Origin of the sequence: Duganella sp. HH101 (assembly GCF_001758795.1) — a bacterium.
Taxonomy (GTDB): Bacteria; Pseudomonadota; Gammaproteobacteria; order Burkholderiales; family Burkholderiaceae_D; genus Rugamonas; species Rugamonas rivuli.
In genome coordinates this window covers 175,685-200,976 of record NZ_LRON01000004.1, presented here as the reverse complement: position 1 = coordinate 200,976, position 25,292 = coordinate 175,685, and the positions used below count along the sequence as shown (strand labels likewise).

25 protein-coding genes and 2 tRNA genes are annotated in these 25,292 nt (G+C 62.2%); 4 read left to right on the top strand and 23 right to left on the bottom strand.

Translation table 11 applies throughout. The features are described 5' to 3' along the window. Positions 1 to 59 precede the first annotated feature (59 nt). Entirely contained in the window at positions 60 to 755 is a 696-nt protein-coding gene (locus DUGA2_RS08420; protein WP_070268678.1) for a DUF3334 family protein, read from the bottom strand. A 9-nt stretch (positions 756 to 764) separates the two neighbouring features. Further along, positions 765 to 1,097 carry a hypothetical protein gene (locus DUGA2_RS34410; RefSeq protein WP_229212189.1) on the bottom strand — a complete coding sequence of 111 codons (333 nt, stop codon included), beginning with the start codon at positions 1,095 to 1,097 and terminating at the stop codon, positions 765 to 767. 77 nt (positions 1,098 to 1,174) lie between these two features. Between DUGA2_RS34410 and DUGA2_RS08410 the strand changes: the two genes are divergently transcribed. Together DUGA2_RS08410 and DUGA2_RS08405 are read left to right on the top strand one after the other, a co-directional pair. Then, positions 1,175 to 2,047 (top strand): TIGR02285 family protein, encoded by an 873-nt coding sequence (locus tag DUGA2_RS08410; protein ID WP_070269083.1) that lies wholly within the window; start codon positions 1,175 to 1,177, stop codon positions 2,045 to 2,047. A gap of 108 nt (positions 2,048 to 2,155) precedes the next feature. Continuing rightward, positions 2,156 to 3,175 carry a M28 family metallopeptidase gene (locus DUGA2_RS08405; RefSeq protein WP_083296257.1) on the top strand — a complete coding sequence of 340 codons (1,020 nt, stop codon included), beginning with the start codon at positions 2,156 to 2,158 and terminating at the stop codon, positions 3,173 to 3,175. A 105-nt stretch (positions 3,176 to 3,280) separates the two neighbouring features. Here the strand turns inward: DUGA2_RS08405 and DUGA2_RS08400 are convergent, their stop codons facing one another. The 5 genes from DUGA2_RS08400 to DUGA2_RS08380 form a co-directional block, all read right to left on the bottom strand. Further along, the gene (locus DUGA2_RS08400; protein ID WP_070268673.1) at positions 3,281 to 3,874 is read right to left on the bottom strand and encodes a hypothetical protein; all 594 of its coding nucleotides are present in this window, start codon (positions 3,872 to 3,874) and stop codon (positions 3,281 to 3,283) included. Between the two features lie 124 nt (positions 3,875 to 3,998). Continuing rightward, a tRNA-Asn gene (locus DUGA2_RS08395) sits at positions 3,999 to 4,074 on the bottom strand. Positions 4,075 to 4,167: 93 nt separating this feature from the next. Next, complete coding sequence (locus tag DUGA2_RS08390; protein WP_070268672.1) at positions 4,168 to 5,499, bottom strand: GAF domain-containing sensor histidine kinase; 1,332 nt, start codon at positions 5,497 to 5,499, stop codon at positions 4,168 to 4,170. Between the two features lie 132 nt (positions 5,500 to 5,631). Further along, positions 5,632 to 5,707: transfer RNA gene (locus DUGA2_RS08385), tRNA-Asn, on the bottom strand. Between the two features lie 122 nt (positions 5,708 to 5,829). Then, on the bottom strand, positions 5,830 to 7,032 hold the full coding sequence (locus tag DUGA2_RS08380; RefSeq protein ID WP_070268669.1) for an amino acid aminotransferase: 1,203 nt from the start codon (positions 7,030 to 7,032) through the stop codon (positions 5,830 to 5,832). A gap of 114 nt (positions 7,033 to 7,146) precedes the next feature. Between DUGA2_RS08380 and uvrB the strand changes: the two genes are divergently transcribed. Then, the gene (uvrB, locus tag DUGA2_RS08375) at positions 7,147 to 9,219 is read left to right on the top strand and encodes an excinuclease ABC subunit UvrB (protein WP_070268667.1); all 2,073 of its coding nucleotides are present in this window, start codon (positions 7,147 to 7,149) and stop codon (positions 9,217 to 9,219) included. Positions 9,220 to 9,222: 3 nt separating this feature from the next. Here the strand turns inward: uvrB and DUGA2_RS08370 are convergent, their stop codons facing one another. The 3 genes from DUGA2_RS08370 to DUGA2_RS08360 are packed head-to-tail and all read right to left on the bottom strand — an operon-like array spanning position 9,223 to position 11,107. Next, complete coding sequence (locus DUGA2_RS08370; protein WP_070268665.1) at positions 9,223 to 10,173, bottom strand: alpha/beta hydrolase; 951 nt, start codon at positions 10,171 to 10,173, stop codon at positions 9,223 to 9,225. A 2-nt stretch (positions 10,174 to 10,175) separates the two neighbouring features. Next, on the bottom strand, positions 10,176 to 10,823 hold the full coding sequence (locus tag DUGA2_RS08365; protein WP_070268663.1) for an SdpI family protein: 648 nt from the start codon (positions 10,821 to 10,823) through the stop codon (positions 10,176 to 10,178). Continuing rightward, complete coding sequence (locus DUGA2_RS08360; RefSeq protein ID WP_070268662.1) at positions 10,820 to 11,107, bottom strand: autorepressor SdpR family transcription factor; 288 nt, start codon at positions 11,105 to 11,107, stop codon at positions 10,820 to 10,822. Before DUGA2_RS08360 ends, DUGA2_RS08365 begins: the two co-directional genes overlap by 4 nt. Before the next feature lie 129 nt (positions 11,108 to 11,236). On the opposite strand from DUGA2_RS08360, the gene DUGA2_RS08355 reads away from it, so the two are divergent. Continuing rightward, the gene (locus tag DUGA2_RS08355) at positions 11,237 to 12,730 is read left to right on the top strand and encodes a S41 family peptidase (RefSeq protein ID WP_083296256.1); all 1,494 of its coding nucleotides are present in this window, start codon (positions 11,237 to 11,239) and stop codon (positions 12,728 to 12,730) included. Here DUGA2_RS08355 and DUGA2_RS08350 read toward each other — a convergent pair. The 13 genes from DUGA2_RS08350 to DUGA2_RS08290 all read right to left on the bottom strand — a co-directional run bounded on the left by DUGA2_RS08350 (position 12,727) and on the right by DUGA2_RS08290 (position 25,266). Next, the gene (locus tag DUGA2_RS08350; protein WP_070268658.1) at positions 12,727 to 13,323 is read right to left on the bottom strand and encodes a MarC family protein; all 597 of its coding nucleotides are present in this window, start codon (positions 13,321 to 13,323) and stop codon (positions 12,727 to 12,729) included. The genes DUGA2_RS08355 and DUGA2_RS08350 overlap by 4 nt on opposite strands. A 67-nt stretch (positions 13,324 to 13,390) precedes the next feature. Next, entirely contained in the window at positions 13,391 to 14,050 is a 660-nt protein-coding gene (locus DUGA2_RS34405) for a choice-of-anchor E domain-containing protein (RefSeq protein ID WP_070268657.1), read from the bottom strand. A 42-nt stretch (positions 14,051 to 14,092) separates the two neighbouring features. Next, positions 14,093 to 14,758 (bottom strand): PEP-CTERM sorting domain-containing protein, encoded by a 666-nt coding sequence (locus DUGA2_RS34400; protein WP_083296255.1) that lies wholly within the window; start codon positions 14,756 to 14,758, stop codon positions 14,093 to 14,095. A gap of 246 nt (positions 14,759 to 15,004) precedes the next feature. Further along, a complete protein-coding gene (locus DUGA2_RS08335) occupies positions 15,005 to 15,550 on the bottom strand; it encodes a phosphoribosyltransferase (RefSeq protein ID WP_008450601.1) in 546 nt (181 codons plus the stop codon). 18 nt (positions 15,551 to 15,568) lie between these two features. Next, positions 15,569 to 16,879 (bottom strand): adenylosuccinate synthase, encoded by a 1,311-nt coding sequence (locus tag DUGA2_RS08330; RefSeq protein ID WP_070268654.1) that lies wholly within the window; start codon positions 16,877 to 16,879, stop codon positions 15,569 to 15,571. A gap of 4 nt (positions 16,880 to 16,883) precedes the next feature. Continuing rightward, positions 16,884 to 18,044, bottom strand: coding sequence for an ATP phosphoribosyltransferase regulatory subunit (locus DUGA2_RS08325; protein WP_070268652.1), 1,161 nt, complete (start codon positions 18,042 to 18,044; stop codon positions 16,884 to 16,886). Between the two features lie 152 nt (positions 18,045 to 18,196). After that, on the bottom strand, positions 18,197 to 19,108 hold the full coding sequence (gene hflC / locus DUGA2_RS08320; protein WP_070268651.1) for a protease modulator HflC: 912 nt from the start codon (positions 19,106 to 19,108) through the stop codon (positions 18,197 to 18,199). Then, positions 19,108 to 20,415 (bottom strand): FtsH protease activity modulator HflK, encoded by a 1,308-nt coding sequence (hflK, locus tag DUGA2_RS08315; protein ID WP_229214633.1) that lies wholly within the window; start codon positions 20,413 to 20,415, stop codon positions 19,108 to 19,110. Before hflK ends, hflC begins: the two co-directional genes overlap by 1 nt. A gap of 17 nt (positions 20,416 to 20,432) precedes the next feature. Then, complete coding sequence (gene hflX / locus DUGA2_RS08310) at positions 20,433 to 21,617, bottom strand: GTPase HflX (protein ID WP_008450613.1); 1,185 nt, start codon at positions 21,615 to 21,617, stop codon at positions 20,433 to 20,435. 42 nt (positions 21,618 to 21,659) lie between these two features. Next, positions 21,660 to 21,896 carry an RNA chaperone Hfq gene (hfq, locus tag DUGA2_RS08305; RefSeq protein WP_008450615.1) on the bottom strand — a complete coding sequence of 79 codons (237 nt, stop codon included), beginning with the start codon at positions 21,894 to 21,896 and terminating at the stop codon, positions 21,660 to 21,662. Positions 21,897 to 22,077: 181 nt separating this feature from the next. Further along, positions 22,078 to 23,424, bottom strand: a complete 1,347-nt coding sequence (der, locus tag DUGA2_RS08300) for a ribosome biogenesis GTPase Der (protein ID WP_070268647.1) — start codon at positions 23,422 to 23,424, stop codon at positions 22,078 to 22,080. 4 nt (positions 23,425 to 23,428) lie between these two features. Beyond that, positions 23,429 to 24,565, bottom strand: coding sequence for an outer membrane protein assembly factor BamB (gene bamB / locus DUGA2_RS08295; protein WP_070268646.1), 1,137 nt, complete (start codon positions 24,563 to 24,565; stop codon positions 23,429 to 23,431). Positions 24,566 to 24,612: 47 nt separating this feature from the next. Continuing rightward, positions 24,613 to 25,266: a tetratricopeptide repeat protein gene (locus tag DUGA2_RS08290; protein ID WP_070268642.1), complete on the bottom strand. Its 654-nt coding sequence runs from the start codon at positions 25,264 to 25,266 to the stop codon at positions 24,613 to 24,615. Positions 25,267 to 25,292 lie beyond the last annotated feature (26 nt).

The window sequence follows — 25,292 nt, the reverse complement described above, 5'->3', positions numbered from 1 at the left end:
GTCCGATACAACTCGGCTGTGGTGGCTTTAAAGGCACAAGCCACCTGATCGCCCCGCCTCTACATGCCCAGGGATTTCAGCAGCTCGTCATTGGCCTCGTCCTCGGCCGAGATGTCGGACGCCATCGATGACCCACCCTGATTGCTGCGCTCCTGATCCATGAGCGCATCGGGATCTTCCACCTCGCTGGAATCGAAGTCGTGCAGACGGATGAACTCGGTTCGGTCGATCGCCAATTCCAGATAAAAGATATTACTCTTTTCTGTGTAAAACGTGACGCGCCGCATCTCAGGGCGATCCAACGGTGTGTCGACGCTGAGCATGACCTGCTTGGTCAGCACCAGCATCTTCGGCTGGTTCTGCGTGATATTGGTTTGCAGTTCGCGCCGCACCTTGCCGGTGAAGTCGCCGACGATCTGGTTCATCAGCTCGCCCATGATGTTGGACACCTCGTCCGACGTGTGGGAACTGGCCAGCTCCGACTTCGGCATGCCCATGTGCAGCATATAGCGTTCGTAGATTTCCATGGCCGTGTCGGCCGCAAAGTTCAGCACCACCAGGCCGGTGAAGCCGCCGTCGAACAACACGAAACAGCCGATGTCCGGCTTCAGGCCGGTCTTGGTGATGCGCTGCACCATGCCGGAATAATTGACTTTGCTTTGGGTGGCGACGTTCAAGACACGGGTCACTGAATTGCACAGACTCATCAGCAAGTCTTCGGTCCCGTAAACGACTTCCTTGTTTTCCTCGCTCATAATCTACCTCTATTTATTTTTAAAAGATGAAAGCACAGTTTCCTGGTCCAGCGAGAGACGGAACAAGACCACTTCGCTCAGCAAGCGGACGACCTCATCTTTCCATTCCTGGTTACTGCCTGCGGCCGGCATGCTGGCCAGGGTGGTACGCAAGAGCGCGACTTCGCGCTCCAAGGCACGCACCCGCTGCACCTGGTCGACCGCGTCGGCTGAGATGACCATCGCTTTCCCTTCTGGCCAGAAATAAGATTCAGAATACCGAGGTGCAAGATTTCCGTCCACCGGAATCGCGCATTTCAGTGAGAATTGCGTGCCAAAATGCAAAAAGCCCAACGGCTGCAAAAAAACGCCGCAAAGCCCGTGATTTCCAACTGGACAGTAGCGATAATGGCATGACACCGTTCATCCACGAAACGCCCATGCGCGCCCTACTCCTCGCCCTGAGCCTCACGCTGCCCGCCAGTGCGGCGGCGCAGGCTGTGATGACCTGGCTGATGCCGGACCTGCCGCCGGCGTCGATACGCGCGCGCAACAGTCCCGGCGCCGGCATCACCGACGCCCAGATCGCCTACGTGCAGGGGCGCTGGCCGGAAGTCCAGCACCGCTTCCTGTATGCCAACCTCAAACGCAGCTGGACCATGCTCGATGCCGGCGAGCAGGTGTGCTACTCCTTCACCCTGATTAACGCCGAGCGCATGCAGCGCGCCCACATCGTCGAAACCGGCCTGTTGCCGCCGCTGCAGCTGGTGGCGCGGGCCGAGGTCGCGGCGGCGCTGCCGCTCAACGCCGGCGGCGAGGTCGACCTGCCCCGGCTGCTGGCGATGCCCGCACTGCGCGGCCTGGTCAGCGAGAAGCGCAGCTTCGGCGCGCGCCTCGACGCCGCGCTGCGCCGGCGCCCGCCGGACTCCACGCTCAAGCAGACGACGATCGGCAGCTACGGCGAAAACATCCTGTCGAAAATGCTGCTGAGCCGGGCCGACTACACCATCGACTACGACTTCGTCCTCGCCTACTACAAAGACCGCAACCCCAAGCTGAGCGAGCTGCGCAGCTTCCCGATCGCCGGCAATGCCGAGCCGATCAAACTCGGCTTCGCCTGCCCGCGAACCGAATGGGGCAAGGCCACGGCACGCAAGCTGGACAGTCTGCTGGCAAGCAAGGAAGGCGCGCAAGCCTTGCGCGGCAGCGTGGACAAATGGATCAGCCAGGATGCCCGGCAGCGCTATGCCGAACAGTTCGCGGCCTTCTACCGGCGGCGCGAAAAGCCGATGCTGGCGCCGGTCGAACCGTAGACCAAGGAGGGCAAACCATGCCCGACCAATGTAACATTAAGTAACGCACTGTATCCGCAATTGCCAAAATTGATACATTTTATTCTTTCCCATTAAGAAAGAGGTTTTATGAAATCAATTTTTGGCCACAGCATGCTGTGCTTGCTGACCGCCGGCCTGCTGGCCAGCCCACACGCGGGCGCTGGCGACGTGGCGGCAGGCAAAAAACCGGTTGTCAGCATCCGTAGAATGAGTGAGCTGGTCAAGGAGTTGGCCAGCCCGCAATACGCCGGCCGTCTGCCTGGCACCCCGGGGGACCGCCTGTCGCTCAACGTCATCGTCAACGAGTTCAAGGCTATAGGACTGCAGCCGGCCGGCACCGAGGGCTATCTACAGCCCTTTACCACGACGATCGTCGAGCCGGACGGCGAAAGCCACGGCAATCCGGAGAATCCGCTGCTGGGCCAGCGCATGGCGACCAGCAATGTAATCGGCATCATCCCCGGCAACGATCCGGACTTATCCGATGAAGTTATCATCATCAGCGCCCACCGTGACCATCTGGGCCAGACGCCCGACGACCTCCACTACCCTGGCGCCAACGACGACTTGTCCGGGCTGGCCGCGACGCTGGAACTGGCGCGCATGTTCATGCAGTACAAGGGGGAAAACAAGCGCACGCTGATGTTTGTCGCCTATGGCGCGGAAGAGCAGCATGAGATGGGCTCGATGTACCACGTCGCCCACCCGCTGCCGGACTTCCCGAATGAGAACATCGTGCTGATGATCTCGATCGACATGATAGGCCTGGGATATGACAAGTGGAGCAGCTTCACGCCCGCACAGCTGAACCGCTACGCCAGCACGTGGTACGAGGAGGTGTACAACGGCGTCAACGACGACAGCGACGACTATTCACACGAATACCCGCCTGAGAAAAATCCAACTTTCTCCTACGACGCCGGCCCTTTCGGCAAAATCGGTATCAACAACCGGGTATTCGGCAAGGCGGAGGGTATCCCCCACTACCACAAGACCACCGACAGCTGGGAGAACGTGCACTTCGGCCCGGCCGCCATCGTCACCAGGACGATTTTTGACTTCCTGTGGAAGGTGGATCAGGATCCGAGAACGCACGCCAAGCGTTGAAGGGCGCGCAGACGCCGGGCGCGGCGGTACGGAAACGGCCAGTTCGTCTTTACCGGAGAAGCTACACGCTAAAACATGTAGCCTAGCCTCCCGTGTGACAGCAACTCAGCCGTCCGACAGGTCAACCATGCTAAACAACAAAGAAATCTCGCCTGTTTTACCGAAGTCGCAAGAATCGATAATCGCCCGGTGCCTGGCAATCTGCTCTTTCAGGGGCGCCATTTTAGCCTCAGCGTTTGCTTCGATCGTCGCCCCAGCTTCTTTCTGAGGCTTGATGATGTATTTTGCCACTAACATCACTAGGAGGACGGTATTCGGAATCGACAGCCAAAGCGGAATTGACGCCGCATCAACCAGAATTAATGCAACGACAATGCCGACTAACAAGAGAAAACCCATAAGACAGCCCTTCTTGCCTTGAGTCTCGTGCCAAACTCGCAGATTTTCGTCGCGCTCTTTGCATATATCGGAAATATCATTTTCAAATCGCGCGATCGCCTGTTCCGATGCCATGCGCTTCATGAAAAGACTCCGGCCCGCATCGTCCCGCACTTCCTCCTGCTCCGATACCGAAACCTCCTCCGCATCGCGTTCGACTAGCTGCTCTCCGCCGCAGTAGCTGCAAACGCATGTGCTGGCTTTGGGAGCAATATCGAGTTGTGCACCACAGTTCTCACATTTCAGCGAAAGTACTTTCATACGCCTCTCATTTTTATCAAATGCATTTCCGGCCACGCTATTTCAGGCCGGGCATGGGACTGGAACGAAAAAAGGGGCTACACGCCGAAACATGTAACCCCTTGATTCTGTACAACTAAAATTCTGGCTCCCCGACCTGGACTCGAACCAGGGACCTGCGGATTAACAGTCCGTCGCTCTACCAACTGAGCTATCAGGGAATTGAGGCCCGAATTATATCTGCTCAAAACGGATTTGGCGACCCCGTCGTGAAATTTTTTGTGCTGATTTGCAAGATCGCCAACTTGGCGGCGTCAGGCGGCAGGTTCCGCCGGCGCCACCCTCGGCATGCGCAGCGTGAAACGGGAGCCCTGGCCCGGCTCGCTGTCCACGCGCACGCTGCCGCGCAAGGCGGCCGTGACCTGGTTGTACACCACGTGCAAGCCCAGCCCGCCACCGCCCTGCCCCAGCCGGGTGGTGAAGAAGGGATCGAACACGCGCGCCAGATTGAGCGCAGGGATGCCGACGCCGTCGTCGGCCACGCTCACTTCGATCCAGTCATCGGCCTGCCGGTGCGCAGCGATCCGGATCTGGCCCTGCACGCCGCCGGGGAACGCATGTATCAACGCATTGTTGACCAGTTTGACCAGCACCTGCCCCAGCGTGTCCGGATAACTGTCCATGGTGATGCCGTCGTCCACCTCGCACAGCACGCTGTGGCCGCTCTGGCGGACGGCCGACGCCAGCGTCGCCAGGATCTCGCCGAACGTCTTTTTCAAATCGAACTCGCGCCGCCCTGTACCGGACTGATCCACCGCGACCTGCTTGAAACTGTCGACCAGCTCGGCCGCCCTGCCCAGGCTGTGCAGCAGGATATCCGCGCCCCGGTCGATACCGCCGATGAAGTCGTGCATGCGCGTGCGCGTCACGCCTGCCTCAAGCTCAGCGGAGATCGCCTCGGCATTGCTCTTGAGCGTACTGGCCACCATCAAGCCGTTGCCGATCGGCGTATTCAGCTCATGCGCCACGCCCGCCACCAGCTTGCCCAGGGCCGACATTTTTTCGGCCCGCAACAACTCCGCCTGCATCGTGCTGATCCGCTCCAGCGCCTCCTTCAGTTCGCCATTGCTGCGCAACAGCGCCCGGTTGACCTTGAGCAGGTCGGCATTGCTAGCCATCAGCTTCTGCTGCTGGTCCATGACCTGAAAGTCAGCCTCGATCGCCCGCTTGATCTCCCACAGCAGATCGACATAACGTTGTTGATACACCCGCTTCTTGCTATCGAGCACACAGATCGTGCCGAACACCTCGTCATCGGGCCACAGCAGCGGCACGCCCAGGTAGGAAACCATGTTCAGCGCAACGTCGGGATTGTTTTTCCAGTGCTCGTCCTCCAGCGCATGCGGCACGTGCAGCATGGCGCGCGTGGACATCACGGTTTCGCAGTACAGACCGGTGTTCAGATGGGCTTTTTCATCCGCCTCGTAGGGATTGCCGGGTGTATGGCTGGAGACCAGCACCTCGATCTGCTGCGGCAGCACACGCATGATCAGGCCGGCCGGCACATCGAAGACCTCGGCCATTACATTCGTGGTCTTCTGCCACTTCCCCAGGAAATCATCGGAAACTACATGCTCTTGAACCATCACGACAGGCTCCTTGATCAGTCGAAAACTGTGCAGTGATCCAGATGGTAGGCCGATTCGGCGAATAGTTGTAAAAAATTCTCGCCGCAATGCAAAAAGCCCAACCGGTTAAGGCTGGGCTTTTCTATATTCTGGCTCCCCGACCTGGACTCGAACCAGGGACCTGCGGATTAACAGTCCGTCGCTCTACCAACTGAGCTATCAGGGATTAGAGGCAACATTTTATACTGTTTAGATCATTCTATCAAGGTTTCTGACAGAGCAAGTTTTTCAGTATTTGTTGCATCCTTCCGGATTAAGCTTAGTCGCTCAACCCGAAGAAGCAAGAGTTTAAAGCACTTTGGCGATCGCGTCAATGACGATGTCGATATTGCGGGAATTGAGCGCCGCGACGCAGATGCGGCCGGTATCGACGGCGTAGATCGACTGCTCGCGCAGCTTCTCCACTTGCGCCTTGCTCAGGCCCGAGTACGAGAACATGCCGACCTGGTCGCGCACGAAGGCGAAGTCATGGGCCGGCGCCTTGGCCTTGAGCTTGGCCACGAAAGCTTCGCGCATTTCCTTGATGCGCACGCGCATGCCGGCCAGCTCGTCTTCCCACAGCTGGCGCAGCTCAGGCGTGGTCAACACGGTGGCCACCACCTTGCCGCCGTGGACCGGAGGATTCGAGTAGTTGGTGCGCACCACGCGCTTCAGCTGCGACATCACGCGGCCGGCCTCTTCGCCGGTGGCGGCGACCACGCTCAGCGCGCCCACGCGCTCGCCGTACAGCGAGAACGACTTCGAGAACGAATTCGACACCAGCAGCGGGCCGCCCGCTGCGGCGAAACGGCGCACCACGGCGCCGTCTTCCGCGATGCCCGCGCCGAAGCCCTGGTACGCCATGTCCAGGAACGGCACCAGGCCGCCACTGGTGACGGCGGCGATCACTTCATCCCACTGGGCCGACGTCAGGTCGGCGCCGGTCGGGTTGTGGCAGCAGGCGTGCAGCAGCACGATGGAACCGCGCGGCATGGCCTTCAGGCCGGCCAGCATGCCGGCGAAGTTCACGCCGTGGGTGGCGGCATCGTAGTAGGCGTAGTTGTTGACGGTGAAGCCGGCGCTCTCGAACAGCGCGCGGTGGTTTTCCCAGCTTGGGTCGCTGATGTAGACCTGCGAATCCGGGGCGAAACGCTTGAGGAAGTCGGCGCCGATCTTCAGCGCGCCGGTGCCGCCGATAGCCTGCACCGTCACTGCCCGCTTCTCTTGAATTACCGCGCTGTCGGCGCCAAATACCAGCTCTTGCACCGCCTTGTCGTAGGCAGCCAGGCCTTCGATCGGCAGGTAGGTGCGCGGGGCCGGCGCGGCGATCAGGATTGCTTCCGCTTTTTGCACGCACGACAGCAGCGGCACTTTGCCGTTGTCGTCATAATAGACGCCTACGCCCAGGTTGATTTTGGCCGGATTCTGGTCGGCGTTAAATGCTTCGGTAATGCCCAGGATAGGGTCGCGTGGCGCCATGTCGATGGCGCTGAACAAGCTAGGATTCGTCATGATAAGATTGGATTCGATTGGAAGCGGTACGCAGCGGTTGAAGGTAGACAGCGCCCCTCGAAAAAAAACGCTCAGGCCGCTGGCAGGCCATTATTTTAACAAAGGTCGGACAAGATGGCTGATTTACCAGTAGTAGATACCCCAGGCGCAACGGTAGTCACCTTCCCCGACTCGCCGTTCAAGCTGCACCAACCCTTCCCGCCCGCAGGCGACCAGCCCACCGCGATCGACCAGCTGTGCGAGGGCATCGACGACGGCCTGTTCTTCCAGACGCTGCTCGGCGTGACCGGATCCGGCAAGACCTACACGATGGCCAACGTGATCGCCCGCAAGGGCCGCCCCGCCATCGTCTTCGCGCCGAACAAGACGCTGGCCGCGCAGCTGTACTCGGAGTTCCGCGAATTCTTCCCGGAGAACGCGGTCGAGTACTTCGTCTCCTACTACGACTACTACCAGCCGGAAGCCTACGTGCCGCAGCGCGACCTGTTCATCGAAAAGGATTCGTCCATCAATGAGCACATCGAGCAGATGCGCCTGTCGTGCACCAAGTCGCTGATGGAGCGGCGCGACGTCATCATCGTCGCCACCGTGTCGGCGATCTACGGTATCGGTAATCCGACCGAATATCACCAGATGATCCTGACGCTGCGCGCCAAGGACCGCGTGTCGCAGCGCGACATCATCGCCCGCCTGATCCAGATGCAGTACACCCGCAACGAAGTGGACTTCGGCCGCGGCACCTTCCGCGTGCGCGGCGACACGCTCGACATCTTCCCGGCGGAGAATGCGGAACTGGCGGTGCGCCTGGACCTGTTCGACGACGAGCTGGAATCGATCCAGCTGTTCGATCCGCTGACCGGCCGCGTCAAGCAGAAGATCCCGCGCTTCACCGTCTACCCGGGTTCGCACTACGTCACGCCGCGCTCGACCGTGCTGCGCGCGATCGAGACCATCAAGGTGGAACTGCGCGAGCGGCTGGAGTTCTACCGCAAGGAGAACAAGCTGATCGAAGAGCAGCGCCTGGAACAGCGCACCCGCTTCGACCTGGAGATGATGGCCGAGATCGGCTTCACCAAGGGCATCGAGAACTACTCGCGCCACCTGAGCGGCGCCCAGCCCGGCGAACCGCCGCCGACGCTGGTCGACTACCTGCCCAAGGACGCGCTGATGTTCCTCGACGAGTCGCACGTGCTGATCGGCCAGTTGAGCGCCATGTACAACGGCGACCGCTCGCGCAAGGCCAACCTGGTGGACTACGGTTTCCGCCTGCCGTCCGCGATGGACAACCGGCCGCTGAAGTTCGAGGAATTCGAGCAGAAGATGCGGCAGACCGTGTTCGTCTCCGCCACCCCGGCCGAATACGAACGCACCCACGCCGACCAGGTGGTCGAGCAGGTGGTGCGCCCGACCGGCCTGGTGGACCCGCTGATCATCGTGCGTCCGGCCAGCTCGCAGGTGGACGACCTGATGTCCGAGATCACGCTGCGCGTCGCCAAGAACGAGCGCGTGCTGGTGACGACGCTGACCAAGCGCATGTCCGAACAGCTGACCGAATACCTGAGCGACCATGGCATCAAGGTGCGCTACCTGCACAGCGATATCGAGACGGTGGAACGGGTCGAGCTGCTGCGCGACCTGCGCATCGGCACCTTCGACGTGCTGGTGGGGATCAACCTGCTGCGCGAGGGACTGGACTTGCCCGAGGTGTCGCTGGTGGCGATCCTGGACGCCGACAAGGAAGGCTTCCTGCGCTCCGAACGCTCGCTGATCCAGACCATCGGCCGCGCCGCGCGTAACCTGAACGGCGTGGCGCTGCTGTACGCGGACCGCATGACCGATTCGATGGAACGCGCCATCGGCGAGACCGAGCGCCGCCGCGCCAAGCAGATCGCCTTCAACACCGCCAACGGCATCGTGCCGCGCGGCGTGCACAAGGTCATCAAGGACATGATCGACGGCGTCTACAGCCCGCAGGATGCACGCGAAGAGCTGCAAGTGGCGCAGGAGACGGCCAAGTACGAATCCATGAGCGAGAAGCAGATCAGCAAGGAGATCAAGCGCCTGGAGAAAGCCATGCTCGATCACGCCAAGAACCTGGAGTTCGAAAAAGCCGCGCAGGTGCGCGACCAGCTGCATCACCTCAAGCAGCAGCTGTTCGGCGCACCGGGCGCGGACAATATCGCCTGACGCCTACTTGCCCGCTGATGGCGCCTTGACGAACGTGCTCAAGGCGTCGATTAGCTGCGGCGCCACCGGCAATTCCGGGCTGCCGTAGGATTTCATCTGCAAGGCTTCGTCGCTGCCGACGATCTTCAGCAGATGGTTCATGCCCTCCACCACCACCAGCCTGGCGCGCGGCGCGGCGGCCGCCAGCGTCTGCGCTTCCGCGGCCTGCACCTGGATGTCCGACGTGCCCTGCAGGATCAGCACCGGCATGGACAGCGCCGCAATCGCCGCACGCGGATCGTGCTTCAGCGACGAAATCAGATATGGCTGCACCGACGGATGGTAGAGCATCATCAAGCCTTGCGGCACGTCGTCGACCGTCTTGCCCTGCTTGAGCGCGGCCAGTATGCGCTCGCTCTGGTCGAAGAGCGGCGGCGGCAGCTTGGGTTTGAGCTGGTCGCGCAGGATGTCGTCGAGCGGATGTCCGGCGCCGGCGATCAGCACGCAGGCATCTGCCGGCGCCTGCCGGCAAGCCTCGGCGGCGATTTGCGCGCCTTCGCTGTGGCCTGCCATCACCACGCGCGAGAAGCGCGGATCGGCGCGCAGTTTGCGCAGCCAGGCGGTGGCGTCGCCGATGTAGTCGTCCAGCCGCAGATCCTGCTCCTTCCACACCGGCAGCGCGCTGGCGGCTATGCCGCGCTTGTCGTAACGCACCGAGGCGATGCCACGCCTGGCCAGCGCCTCGGCCACCATGCGCAGCGAATCGTTGGGGCCCGGCAGCAGCTTGCTGTTGCCGTCGCGGTCAGTCGGGCCGGAGCCCGCGTGCAGCAGCACCACCGGCACCTTGCCGCCGCCATCCGGCAGCAGCTCCGTTCCATACAGGGTGCCGCCGCCGACATCCAGCGACACCGGCCGCTGCGCCGCATGGGCCGACACAGATAACATCAACAACGACAGCAAGAGCTTGAAGCGCATACCTATTCTCCGATTTGTTGAGGAAGACGTTTGTACAGCAGCAGCGAGTAGCCGACCGCCAGCGGGGTCCAGGCCATGATCAGCACCAGCAGCACCCAGTGCGGGGCGCCCAGCCACAAGGCCAGCAGGCCCAATACGCCGCTGCCCACCATCATCCGCGCCGCCAGCCGGTGCGTGGCGTACCAGACGCGTTCGCTGGCGATGGTCCACGGCGTGCGTATGCCCAGGAAGAAGTTGCGGCGCACCTTGCCCATCGGGTTGCCGGTCAGGATAAGCAGGATGAAGACGCCGGCCGGAATGGCGCGGTCCATCGGCACGGCCACGTGCAGCGTGGCCGCCAGCACCAACGCGTAAACGTAGGCCAGCATGCCGACGACAACGCCGAAGGTGTAGTAGTAAGTCGATTCGAAACCGGCCATGTCGAAGCGCCGCGGCGAGATGGCCGGCAGCACCGCGCCGGTCAGCGCGAGCGCCGTCATCAGGCCGGGGCCCAGCAGCAACAAGGCCGCGCGCGAGCTGTAGCCGTCCACCACGCCGTCGATATTCCAGTGCGTGGGCACGCGCTCGGGCAACTGCGGCCAGAGGCAGAAGGTGGCCGCGCAGGCGGCGGCGATCAATGCGAAGCAAAATAGCAGATAGCGTGTTCTCATTTTTTCCTCGGTTTGGTTTCGGGGCCGGCCAGGTCCATCATCCACGACAGCACATCCTGAAGCACCGTGGTGTTCAAGCCGTACCAGATGGTCTGCCCTTCGCGGCGGCGGGTAATCAGGTCGGCTTCCGCCAGCACCGCGAAGTGATGGGACATGGTGGGTTTGCTCATGTCGAAATGCGCCGCCAGGTCGCCGGCCGTCATCTCGCCCGGACGCAGCAGGCGCAATATCTCGCGCCTTGCCGGATCGGCGATCGCCTTGAACGCGTTGTTGGAAGCCTTCATATTGAGACAAACGTCTAATTAGATAACCATCTAAATATAGACCTCCATCGAACCCCGGTCAAGCGATTTGACGCATGCCGCCGGCGTGACTATGATTTGCCTTTTAATTAACTGCGAAAGCGACAATCGATGCGTCTTGCCGCCACACTGGCTTTGATACCCGCCCTGCTCCTCACCTCCACCGCCGGCGCCTTCGAGCGCCAGGACTGGCTGGACGACTACGCCGCGCTGAAGACGGCGCTGGAGCAGCGCTACGCCAACCTGGCGTGGTTTGCATCGCCACAGGGCGGCGTCAATCTGCCGGCGCTGGACAAGCGCACCCGCCGCCTGCTGGAGATCGCCGAAGACGATGCGATGGCCAAGGTCGCACTGTCCGGCTTCATCAGCGGCTTCCGCGACGGCCACCTCTCCTCCGCCGGCCCTGTATTGCAAACGAAGATAGCGCAGCCGCTGGCGCTGCCCAACGTCGACTACTCCAAGCTGAGCGCAACGCAAGCCTGCGCGGCACTCGGCTACGCACCGCAGCGCGGCGTGGCGTTCTCGCTGCCGTTCGAGAGCCTGCCCGGCACCACGCTGGAAGCCGACGGTCTGACACGCAGCTTCCGCAGCGGCGTGGTAACGGCGCCGGATGGCACGCGCCTGGGTGTCGTGCGCATCGCCCGCTTCCGCCAGCAGGATGCCTCCCCTGCCGCCTGCATGCAAGCCTGGGCGGAGCGCCAGGCCAGGGGCGCGATGGGCGACGCCGACGTCAAGCCGGTGAAGGAAGCCGCCAGCGCGGCCTGGATGCGCACGCTCGCGGCGCAATTACAGAGCTTCCGCGAGCAGAAGGTGGCGGCGGTGCTGGTCGACGTGGGCGGCAACCCGGGCGGCAACGACAGCGGCGACTGGGCCACGCGCCTGTTCACCGCGCGCGACGTGCATTCGGCACGCTTGCTGATGGTGGCGGCGCCGCTGGCCATCCCCTACTTCGACGAGCAGCTGGGCCAACTGCGCGCGGCGCAAAAGGAAAAGGACGCGACGCCTGAAGCGCGGGCGATGCTGGAACAATCGATCGCCGCGTTCGAGGCGCGCAAGGCCGGCATCGCGGCGCGCGGCTGCGACCTGTCGTGGGTGTGGAATGAGCAGCGGCCGTGGCAGCCGTATGGATGCAGCCGCCTGATCGACGCCGGCTACGCCAGCGGACAGGCCGACTATCTGCCGGCCAAGGCCTTCGGCAACAAGAATATCGCCTCCAGCATCTACTGGGCGGCCGAGGTGGACGATTTGCGCGGCGCCTGGAACGGCCCGGTCTACGTGCTGACCGACGGCGGCAGCGCCTCGTCGGCCGAGATGTTTGCCACGCTGATGCAGGACGCCGTCGGCGCCCGCATCGTCGGCCGCGCCAGCAGCGGCGACGGCTGCGGCTTCATGACCGACGCGCCACCTGTGGAGCTGCCGCATTCGCACCTGCGTTACCGCGTGCCCAACTGCACGCGCCTGCGCGCCGATGGCAGCAACGAGGTGGCCGGCGTCAAGCCGGACCTGCCCATCCAGCCGGCCGACGGCGAAGGCGACCGCGCCCGCGCCTGGCGTCTGCTCGATGCGGTGGCGGCCGACTTGCACGCCCGCGCAGCCCGGCCTTAAAGCGTCTTGACGAACTCGCGTATGCCGCCGAGCAGCATTTCGACGGACATCGCGGTCAGGATCAGGCCCATCAAGCGTTCGAAGGCGGTCATCACCTGGGGGCCGAGAACTTTCTGCAGCTTCTCGGCGCTCAGGAACACCGCCAGCCAGACCACGCCGACGGCCGCCAGCGCGGCCACGTGCACCAGCACCTCGCCGGTGCTCTCGCGCGAGAACAGCAGCACCGTGGCCAGCGCCGACGGTCCGGCCAGCGCCGGGATCGCCAGCGGCACGATGAACGGCTCGCCGCCTTCGGTGCGGCCCAGCACGCCGTCAGGGTGCGGGAAGATCATGCGGATCGAGATCAGCAGCAGGATCACGCTGCCGCCTATGCGCAGCGACACTTCCGACAACTGCAGCGCGGTCAGGAAGTGGCGGCCGAAGAACATGAAGACCAGCAGCAGCACGAAGGCGATCGCGCACTCGCGGATGACGATGCGCGAGCGGCGCGCGACCGGCACGGGGTTGAGCACGCTGGCGAACAGCGGCACGTTGCCGAACGGGTCAGTCACCAGCAGCAGCAGGATGAAGGTCTGGAAAAAGTTCTGGGTCATGGCATCCCTGGGTCAAAAGAAAAACGGGAGCCGAAGCTCCCGTTTGCAGTGTACCACCAGATTCGACTTAAGCCGATTTGCGGCGGCGTGCAACCACACCCATCAGACCCAGGCCAGCCAGCAGCATGGCGTAGGTTTCTGGTTCTGGTACTGGTGCGGTTTCGTAGGTGTAGGTTACGTGAGCGTAGCCGTCCAGGTTGATGCGTGGCGTGTAGGTGGCGTTGCCGCTACCCGAAGTCACCTGGGTCGACCAGCCGGTCAGCAGGGCGTGGAATTCGTCGCCGCCGATGAAGGCGCTCAGATCGGTAGCCGACGACAGCAGAACCACGGAACCGCTTTCGGTCCATGGCGACAGGGTCACGTGGCCGCTCTGGCCCGGGGCCAGGTTGAAGGTCTTGGAGACCGAACCGATAGCCGAAACGGTGCCGCCCAGCAGGTCGCCATCGATCTGGCCGCCGGCCGTCACGGTGAAGTCGGTGGCAACGCCGGTCAGGGCGTTGTTGGTGACGTCGATCGAGCCGCTCAGCAGGTTGAACAGTTCAAATTTCACCGAAGTCAGGGTACCCAGCGACTGGTTGAACTTGGCGAAGTGCAGATCGCCGTCGTTGTCTTCAACGTTGGTGGCAATGTTCGAAACAATGGTTGGCTGCACAACGGTAGCTGCGCTGGCGCCCAGTGCCACGGTCATGGCGGCTGCGGCGAAAATAGTTTGCGTCAATTTTTTCATAGTCTTATCGGAATTCGTTGTCGTGAGGTTCGAGTGTTCAGCTTAGGCGGCGCGCGATTTGCGCTTGGCCGCGAAGGCGACAACACCCAGGCCCAGCAGCAACATGCCGTAGGTTTCTGGTTCAGGTACCGGAGCGGCGTTGTAGGTGTAGGTTACTTTGCCCTGGCCGTTGGCCCAGGTGGTGAACGTGTTGGTGATGGTCTGGCCGGAGACATCGCTCAGAGCCGAGATATTCAGCCAGGCGCCAACGTCGCCGGTACCGGTGAACAGGCTGAAGTTGGTGTTGCCGCTCAGCAGAGTGCTGCTGGACAGGTCGGCGGTGCCGGTTTTGCCGATGACGTTGGCGGTGTTTTTCACTGCAGTCACCGAAGCGCTGAACAGCGATTTCGAATCGCTACCCAGGTTCAAGCCGGCAGGACCGGTCAGCGACATGGTCGACGACAAGCTGAACACGGCGGTCTTGTCTTTTTTCAGGCTTTCGTTGGTGACAGCGACTTGACCCAGCAGGTGCGAACCGTAGTCGATTTCGATGCCGGTCAGGGTGCCCAGCAGAGCATCGAACTGCTTGATGTTCAACAGGGTCAGGATGTTGGTCTTGGTGCCAGCGGCGACGCTGGTGATGTCGTAGCTAACCGTTGTGGCCATCGCAGGTGCGGAGACCGCGCTGGCTGCGATGCACAGAGCTGCAGCAATATTCTTAAATTTCATCTAGTTTTCCTTATTGAAAAAATGCCGAACGTGCGGCCTTGCGGAAACGGCCACAGTTCACTTGCAGCACTGCCACTTCCTTACTTAATGCAATCTTAACACAAAATATCCTATATGCATTTCTTTTTACGCATCTAACAGATAATATTTGCAACTTTAATTGCCTCAAAGAATATATTTGTTGTCCATGACATACAAATAAGAAAAGCGGCCAGTGGCCGCTTTTCCATGGAGCAACAAAACAGCTTAGTTTGCGCTCTCGCCCTTCTTGATCCATGCCGCCAGCTGGTGCGGACGGATGCCATCGTAGTCTTCGAACGGCTGGTGGATCCACGGGTTGTGCGGCAGTTCTTCCATCTGGTAGTCCGGCTTGAACACCGAGCTGCCCTTGGTCCAGATCACGGCCGAACGCACTTCGGTCACGCCTTCGAAGTTGTCTTTCAAGTGCTTCATCACCTTGACCAGCGTGACGCCCGAATCGGCCAGGTCGTCGACCAGCAGGATGCGGCCACTCAGCGGGCCCTTGGTCATCGTCATGTATTTGGCGATGTCCAGGTCGCCGCGCACGGTGCCGGCTTCTTCACGGTACGAGCTAGTCGACAGGATCGCCAGCGGCACGTCGAAGATGCGCGAGAACACGTCGCCCGGACGCACGCCGCCGCGCGCCAGGCACAGCACCTGGTCGAACTTCCAGCCCGACTCGTGCACCTTGAGCGCCAGGCGCTCGATCAGGCGGTGATACTCATCCCAGGAGACCCAGAGGTGTTTTTCGTTCGTTTGTGGGGTCGTCATTTTTGTGCAATCCTTTTATTACTCGAATGGATGACGCAGCACGATCGTTTCTTCGCGATCCGGGCCGGTCGAAACCATGTCAACCGGCACGCCGACCAACTCTTCGATACGTTTGATGTAAGCGCGGGCCGTGGCCGGCAGCGCCGCCAGCGACTTGGCGCCCACGGTGCTGTCGGTCCAACCCGGCATTTCTTCGTACACCGGCACGCAACGGGCGGCTTCTTCAGCGCCGGACGGGAAGATGTCCACGGCCACGCCGTCGATGGTGTAGCCGGTGCACAGCTTCAGCGTTTCCAGGCCGTCCAGAACGTCCAGCTTGGTCAGGCACATGCCCGTCACGCCGTTGATCTGCACCGAACGGCGCAGCAGCGCAGCGTCGAACCAGCCGCAGCGGCGGGCGCGGCCCGTCACGGTGCCGAATTCGTGGCCCACTTGCGCCAGGTGATGGCCAACGCCTGCATCGGTAGGCAGTTCCGAAGGGAACGGGCCGGAGCCGACGCGGGTGGTGTAGGCCTTGGTGATGCCCATGATGTAGTGCAGCATGTTCGGACCGACGCCGGCACCGGCGGCGGCATTGCCGGCCACGCAGTTCGACGAGGTGACGAACGGATAGGTGCCGTGGTCCACGTCCAGCAGCGAGCCTTGCGCGCCTTCGAACAGCAGGTTGGCGCCGGCCTTGTGCGCCGCGTACAGCGCGCTCGACACGTCAGTCACCATAGGACGCAGGCGCGGCACGTAGGCCAGCGCGTCTTCCAGGGTCTTCTGATAGTCGACCTTGGGCGCCTTCAGGTAGTGCTCCAGCACGAAGTTGTGGTAGTCCAGGTTCTCGGCCAGTTTTTCTGCGAAGCGCTTTTCGTTCAGCAGGTCGGCGACGCGGATCGCGCGGCGCGCGACCTTGTCTTCGTAGGCCGGGCCGATGCCCTTGCCGGTGGTGCCGATCTTGGCTTCGCCACGCTTGGCTTCACGGGCCAGGTCCAGTGCCGAGTGGTAAGGCAGGATCACAGGCGCCGCGTCCGACACCTTCAGGCGCGACGCGACTTCGACGCCGACCTTTTCCAGCTTGTCGATTTCGCGCAGCACGTCCGGCACCGACACCACCACACCGTTACCGATGTAGCAGGCCACGCCCGGGCGCATGATGCCCGACGGGATCAGTTGCAGCGCGGTCTTGACGCCGCCGATGACCAGCGTATGGCCAGCGTTGTGGCCGCCCTGGAAGCGGACCACACCTTGTGCATGATCGGTCAACCAGTCGACGATCTTGCCTTTACCTTCATCGCCCCATTGGGTACCGATGACGACGACGTTTTTTGCGTTTTTCTTTGACATCACACTAACCTAAGTTTTTAAGAATCCAGTTGCTACCATTATCGTCGAGAACCAGAGCGCGGTCGCACTCGAACTCGTCCAGTTCGTTGCTGTGACCCGGCAAACTCTGGATCACGACTTCGCCGGACTTGCGCAGTTCGGCGATTTTTTCCTTCAATTCCGGCGCATTGCCCCACGGCGCGCGGATCGAATGCTTGCGCTCCGCGGTCGGCAACAATCGCGCCAGTTCGCGCAGGTCGAGCGAGAAGCCGGTGGCGGGACGCGCCCGGCCGAAGGCCTCGCCTACGTGATCGTAACGGCCGCCGCGCGCCACGGCGTTCGGCAGGCCCGGCACGTACAGCGCAAACATCGCGCCGCTCTCGTACTGATAGCCGCGCAGGTCGGCCAGGTCGATCGCCACTTCGGCGCGGTTGATGGCCGAGGCCGCCAACGCCGCCAGTTCGGCCAGCGCCTTGGCGATGCCCGGCAGATCGGGCAGCACTTCGCGCGCCCGCTTCAGCACTTCGACATCGCCGTACAGATTCGGCAGGGCCAGCAGCGCGTCGCGCACCACCGGCGAGTATTTTTCAGTCAGGGCCTGCAGGCCCGGCACGTCTTTGGCGCGCAGCAGCAGGTACAGGCTGGCTTCGTCCCTGGCCGCGGCGGCGTCGCCTTCGATGATGGCGCGCAGCACGCCCACATGCGTCAGGTCCAGCCGCACTTCGGTGAAGCCGGCCAGGGCCAGCGAGGCCAGCGCCAGTTCCTGGATCTCGGCGTCGGCTTCCAGGCCGGCGTGGCCGTAGATCTCGGCGCCGATCTGCAGCGGCTCGCGGGTCGAGTGCAGGCCCGACGGACGGGTATGCAGCACGCTGCCGGCGTAGCACAGGCGCGTGACCGAGGCACGGTTCAGCAGGTGGGCGTCGATGCGCGCCACCTGGATGGTCATGTCGGCGCGCAGGCCCAGCATGCGGCCAGACAACTGGTCCACCAGCTTGAAGGTGCGCAGGTCGGTATCCTCGCCGGCGCCGGTCAGCAGCGACTCCAGGTACTCCAGCAGCGGAGGCATCACCAGCTCATATCCGTACAGACGGAAATTATCCAGCATCAGGCGACGCAACTCTTCAATCTTGCGGGCTTCCGACGGCAAAACGTCGGCGATATTCTCGGGCAAAAGCCAATTCGGCATGGGGAGGCAATTTAAAAATGAACAATGTGACGCACGCGCCGTGGCCCGTGAAGCGGAAGGCCGAACCTGATATTTTACGCGAAAATGCGTTGCGGGAGGGGAAAAAGATACGATAGCTGCCATTTCCGCCTAGGCGGAAATGGCTATACAACTTATTTTTTGGCGGGAGCCGGGGCTGAGCCGGCGGCGCCGGAGCCCTTGAAATACTTGAAGAAGTCCGAGCTCGAATCCATCACCATCACGTCGCCGTGATTCTTGAAGGTGGCGCGGTAGGCTTCCAGGCTGCGATAGAACTTGTAGAACTCCGGGTTCCTGCCAAATGCTTCGGCATAGATCGCCGAAGCCTTGGCATCGCCCTCGCCTCGCATCTGCTCCGCATCGCGATAGGCTTCCGCCAGGATCACGGCGCGCTGGCGATCGGCATCGGCGCGGATCTTCTCCGAGTCGGCCGAACCGGTCGAACGCAGCTCGTTGGCCACGCGCAGGCGCTCGGCCTTCATGCGCTCGTACACCGAGTTGTTGATCTGCTCAACGTACTCCACGCGCTTGAGGCGCACGTCGATGATCTCGACGCCGATCTGTGCCGACTCCGCCACCACCTTGGCGCGGATGCCCTCCATCACCTTGCCGCGCTGGCCGGAGATCACTTCGCCGACGGTGCGCTTGGTGATTTCCTCGTTCAGCGCCGCCTTGACGATCTGCGACATGCGGTCACGGGCGCGATTCTCATCGCCGCCGAAGGTCACGTAGTACAGCTTGGGCTGGTTCTCGTTGCGGCCGATGCGCCATTTGACGAAGCTGTCGACCAGGATGTTCATCTTCTCGGCCGTGATGAAGCGCTCGGCGTCCGGCGTCTCGATGGTCATGATGCGGTTGTCCAGATACACGACGTTCTGGAACGGCGGCGGCAGTTTGAAATGCAGCCCCGGCTCGCGTATCACTTCCTTGATCTGGCCCAGCGCGAACACGATCGCATACTTGCGCTGGTCGACCACGAACATGGTCGACGACAGCAGCAGGAAGGCGACGAAGGCCGCTATGAGGGTACTGGCTATGCGGTTCATTAACGACCCTCCCGTTCACGTAAGGCATCGCGGGCGCGTGAATCGCGCTGGCGACTGACTTCCACCTGCGGCATCACATCGGCCGGCAGCGTGGTGGTCGATGGCGGCATGGCGGCTGCCTGCGCGGCGGCGCGGGCCGCTGCGGCGGCGCTGTCGGTGGCCGCGGCCTGGGCGATCAATTTGTCCAGCGGCAGATACAGCAGGTTGCTGCCGCTCTTGGCATCGACCATCACCTTGCTTGCGCTGGTGAAGATCTGCTGCATGGTTTCCAGGTACATGCGGTCGCGCGTGACGCCTGGCGCCTTCTGGTACTCGGTCAGCACCTGCTTGAAGCGCGCCGCGTTACCGGTGGCGTTTTCAGTGACCATCGAGCGATAGCCCTCGGCTTCCTGCAACAGGCGCGAGGCGGCGCCGCGCGCTTTAGGAATCACGTCGTTGGCGTAGGCCTGGCCTTCGTTCTTCTGGCGCTCGCGGTCCTGGCCTGCTTTGACCGCATCGTCGAAGGCGCCCTGCACCTGCTCCGGCGGTTGCACCGCTTGCAGGGTGACGTTCGAGATCAGCACGCCGGAAGCGTAGCGGTCGAGGATCTGCTGCATCAGCTGCTGGGTTTCGAGGGCGACCTTGTCGCGGCCCTCGTACAGCACGAAGTCCATCTTGTTCTTGCCGACGATTTCGCGGATCGAAGTCTCGGCCACCTGGCGTACGGTGTCCTCCTCGTCGCGGTTGTTCATCAGCCAGGCCACCGGGTCTTTCAGCTTGAACTGAACGGCGAACTGGATGTCGATGATGTTCTCGTCGTCGGTCAGCATCAGCGATTCGCGCGCCTGCTTGTTCTTGACGTTGCCGCGATAGCCGATTTCCACCATGCGCATCTGCGAGACCTTGACGGTTTCGTCGCTCTGGAACGGGTACGGCCAGCGCCAGTTGAAACCGGAGCCGGCGAGGTGGCTGACTTTGCCGAAGGTGTAGACCACGCCGGCCTGCCCTTCCTGCACGATGAAGGAGCCGCTGGCGAGCCAGATCAGCGCGATCACGGCGCCGATGGCGCCTGCGGTGGCGCGCATGCCGGCCAGGTCGGAACGGCCGCCGTTGCCGCCGCTGCCGCCGCCATTGCCGCCGTTACCGTCGGGACGATTCTTCTGGCCAAAGAAGCTGTTCAGGCGCTGATTGAAATCGCGCCACAGCTGCTCCATATCCGGCGGACCTTCGCCGGGCTTCTTGCCTTCATTGGCTTGCGGCTTGCCTTCTTTCTGGTCCGAGCCCCAGCGGGGATCGTTCAGCGACAGCTTCAAGCCGAGACGTTTCATAAGTGACGAGACACGCATTAGTGTGATCCGACATGAGTAAGGGTGGGACTGCTATCCGGTTCCGCTTCGGGTTCAGCTGGTTCTTCGTCTGCTTCTTCATCAACGTGGTAGGCCTGATTGAGCCGGGCACCCGGCGCGTTCTTGGCCCATTCCACGATGGCGCCGCGTAAAAGGTCCAGTCCTTGACCGGTGCGGGCACTGAGGAAAACGCGGGAAATCTTATCATATTCATCCCGCTCAACCGACGGCTCCAGGCCTGCGGCGTCGATCTTGTTCCACACCAGTATCTGCGGGATATGATCGGCGCCGATTTCCTTGAGCACCAGGTTGACCTGCTCGATCTGCTCCATGCGCACCGGCGACGAAGCGTCGACGACGTGCAGCAGCAGGTCGGCATGGATGGTCTCCTCCAGCGTGGCGCGGAACGCCGCCACCAGCTGGTGCGGCAGCTCGCGCACGAAACCGACCGTATCGGAGATCACCACATTGCCCACTTCCTGCCCCATGTAGACACGGCGCGAGGTGGTGTCCAGCGTGGCGAACAATTGATCTGCCACATACACGCCGGCCTTGGTGACGGCGTTGAACAGCGTCGACTTGCCGGCATTGGTGTAGCCAACCAGCGACACCGAGAAGGTCTGGCTGCGGCCGCGCGAACGGCGCTGGGTTTCATGCTGCTTGCGCAGCTTGTCCAGGCGCGCGCGCAAGGCCTTGACCCGCTCGCCGATCAGCCGGCGGTCGGTCTCGAGCTGGGTTTCGCCGGGACCGCGCAAACCGATACCGCCCTTTTGACGCTCAAGGTGGGTCCAGCCGCGTATCAGGCGCGTGGCCAGATGCTGCAGCTGAGCCAACTCCACCTGCAGCTTGCCCTCATGGGAGGCGGCGCGCTGGGCGAAGATGTCGAGTATCAGGCTGGTGCGGTCCAGCACCCGGATGTTCAGGCGCTTTTCCAGGTTACGCTGTTGAGCCGGCGACAGCGCGTGATTGAAGATGACGATTTCGATGCGGTGATCCAGCACGGCCAGACCGATTTCATCGGCCTTGCCGCTGCCGACGAAATAGGCTGCGTCCGGGGAGGAGCGCTTGGCCGTGATCGTCGTCACCGGTTCCGCACCTGCTGAGCGGGCCAGCAGTTGCAGTTCCTCGACGCTGGCGGCAAAGTCGCCTTGACCGAAATCGATACCGACTAGAGCTGCGCGCATACGACGGTCAGGCAGATTGGGAAGAAGCGGTGTTGCAAGCGCTTATTCCGCTTCGGATTCAATGTTGAGGTTGACGGCGCGTGCCGGTACCACGGTGGAGATGGCGTGCTTGTAGACCATCTGGGTCACGGTGTTACGCAGCAGTACGACGTACTGGTCGAACGATTCGATATGGCCCTGCAGCTTGATGCCGTTGACCAGGTAGATCGAGACAGGAACATGCTCTTTGCGCAAGGCATTGAGGAATGGGTCTTGTAACAGTTGCCCTTTGTTGCTCATAACAGCTCCATTTTATGTTGTTGTGTTGGAATTGGAGGCGAAACGCTTAATTTCAAGTACGTGGCCCAGCGAAAGTCAAACATTTTTCGCTGAAACACCTTTCGCCACGGGGAGAATGGTGCTTCTAAGCCACTGTAACCTGTTTTTGCCTTTTTTGCAGGGCGCACCCGTAAAAAAACGCTTATTTCGACGGAGTTTTCGCGAATGGATTCTTACCGGTACGCAGTTCGATGCGCAGCGGCGTACCCACCAGGTTAAACGTATCGCGGAAATGTTTTTCCAGATAGCGCTTGTACGGCTCGCCGACCGCGTCCAGGGCATTGCCGTGGATGACGATCACCGGTGGATTCATGCCGCCCTGGTGCGCATAGCGCAGCTTGGGACGGATCGAACCCTTGCGGCGCGGCTCCTGCTTCTCCACCGCCTCGATCAGCGCGCGGGTCAGCTTGGGCGTCGACAGGTCGGCGAACGCGGCCGCGTAAGCCTGGTCCAGCGACTTCATCAACGGACCGATGCCCTGCGCCTTCAGCGCCGAGATGAAGTGCATCTTGGCGAAGCCGAGGAAGTCCAGCTTGCGGTCGATGTCGATCTTGATCTCGTCGCGCTCGTCGGTGCGCAGGCCGTCCCACTTGTTGACGGCGATGACCAGCGCGCGGCCCGTTTCCAGCACGAAGCCGGCGATGTGGGCATCCTGCTCGGAGATGTCCTGCTGGGCATCGAGCATCAGCACGACCACGTTCGCTTCCGAGATCGATTGCAGGGTTTTGACGACCGAGAATTTCTCGATCGCCTCGAACACCTTGCCGCGGCGGCGGATGCCGGCCGTGTCGATCAGCGTGTACTGCTTGCCGTCGCGCTCGAACGGAATCTCGATCGAGTCGCGGGTGGTGCCCGGCATGTCGAAGGCGATCACGCGCTCTTCGCCCACCAGGGTGTTGATCAGCGTGGACTTGCCGACGTTCGGACGGCCGACCAGCGCGATCTTGATGCCGTGGTCGGTCTTCTCCAGCTCGGCCGCGTCTTCGGGACGCTGGGCGAAGGCCAGGTCGAGCGCCTCGTCCACCAGGTCGGCGACGCCGTCGCCGTGTGCCGACGAGATCGAGTAAGGCTCGCCCAGTCCCAGTTCGTAGAAGTCGGCGACGACTGCGGTGTAGCGCATGCCTTCCGACTTGTTCACGACCAGCATGACCGGACGGCCGCTTTTACGCAGGAAGTCGGTAATGGTTTTGTCATGCGGCGTCAGGCCCTGGCGGCCGTCGACCAGGAAGACGACGATGTCGGCTTCGGCCACGGCCTGCTTGGTCTGCTTGGCCATCTCATGCATGATGCCTTCCTTGGCGACCGGCTCGAAGCCGCCCGTGTCGATGACGAGGAAGGGACGTTCGCCGACACGGCCCTCGCCATAGTGACGATCTCGCGTCAACCCAGGCAAGTCCGCCACCAGCGCATCGCGCGAGCGGGTCAGACGATTAAACAAGGTCGATTTCCCTACATTGGGTCGACCCACTAGTGCGATTACCGGCTTCATTTTATTACTCGACCGCGAGAGCGGTCACTGTCCCTGATTGGGTTTGGAAAATCAAATTCGTGCCGGCGATGACAGGGTCCGATTGGATCGGGCTGCCATCGGTCGCGGCGCGACCTAGCAAAGCGCCATCTTCCCGCGACAGGAGATGGATGTAACCCTGGTAGTCGCCGACGGCTACGGCACGGCCGTAGGACACAGGCGTCGACAGGCGGCGGTAAGCCAGCTTGTCGTTCTTCCAGGCGTTGCTGCCGTTTTCACGGCTATAGGCTGCAACTTCGCCTTTGTCGTCGGAGACGAATACAAAACGCTGGTCCACCGCCACGCCCACATCGGACGAGGCAGGCTTGCTCCAGTGCGGCGCGCCGGTGATGGCGTCGTAGCAGGCCACGCGGCCCTGGTACGACACGGCGCACACATCTTTTTCCAGGATCACCGGGGTGCCGGCGATATCGGTCACGCGTTCCAGCTCGGTGGCGCCGCGCGGTTCGCCGACCACCACCTCGAAGCGCTGCAGGCCGGTGGCCAGCACCAGCGCCAGCAGCTTGCCGCCCGGCTGGGCGACATACACATTCGGACCGTTGATGACCATGCCCGGCGCGTTGCGCAGGGTCAGGGCCGGCGTGGTGCGGGTGACGTTCCAGCGCTTGACGCCGGTCTTGGCGTCATACGCGGTGATCAGGTTGTCGACGCTGCGCACGATGACCACGCCGCCGCCCACCACCGGCGAGGACAGCACCTCGCTGGTGGCCTGGGCCTTCCACAGCTGCTTGCCGCTGGCGTCGAACGCAAGGATAACACCCTTGACGCCGCCAACCACCGTTACCTCGCCGTCACTGCCGACGCCGGCCGTCAGGTCGACACCGGTCTTGATGCGCCATTGTTCCTTGCCGGTGGCCGCGTTCAGGCGCACCAGCGCGCCGCCGGCGTCGGCCACGTACAGACTGTCGCCCACCAGCGCCGGGGTGAACACGGCGGTGCCGGCCTTGCCCAACGAGTATTTCCAGACCGTCTTGGGCGTGACACCGCCCTTCAGTTCAACCAGCGGCGCCGGCAGGTTCTTGGTTTCTTTGGACGAGAACAAGGAACAACCGGCCAACATCGCAAACACGCTTGCAGCAATAACTTTTTCGGTAATACGCATTTTTTAACCTTGATCTGGAGGCGCCGGCGATGGCCGGCGCCGATGAATTACGCTGCGTCCTTGGCGGCAGGCACGGAGCCGCCGATGGCTTCGAATTTCAGCTGGATCAGCTGACGGCCAGGGTTCTTCTTGTCCGTGGCGTCCAGCGCGGCCTGGTAGGCGGCGCGGGCTTCCACCAGCTTGTTCTGCGCGACCAGGATGTCGCCCTTGCGGTCGGCCACGGAGCCGGCGAACTGCGGCGCCACTTCACCGGCCAGCACTTTCAGCGCTTCATCGTAGGCTTTCTCGTCCAGCAGCAGGCCGGCCAGGCGTACCTTGGCCACCGCCTTGAACTCGTCGCCGCCGTGATCGGCAGCCCACTGCAGCTGGGCCTTGGCCGATTTCAGGTCGTTCGCTTCGAAGCTGCTCTTGGCCGCGACCAGTGCGCTCATCGAGGCGTAGGCGGTGCTGCCGAATTTGCTTTCCATGTCGCCGGCGGCGCGCAGCACCTTGGCGTTGTCCTTGGTGCCCACGGCTGCCTGCAGCTCATCGTACAGCGCCGACGCTTGTGCGGCCTGGGTGCGCTGGTAGTAGTTCCAGCCGGTAAAGCCCGAATAAGCGGCCAGGCCGGCGATCAGTACCCACGAGGTCAGATTGCCGTACTTGTCCCACCATGCTTTGAGGGTTGCAATTTGTTCTTGTTCTTCGAGATCGTATGCCATGTCAGTTCGTCTGCTAGTTATGGGTT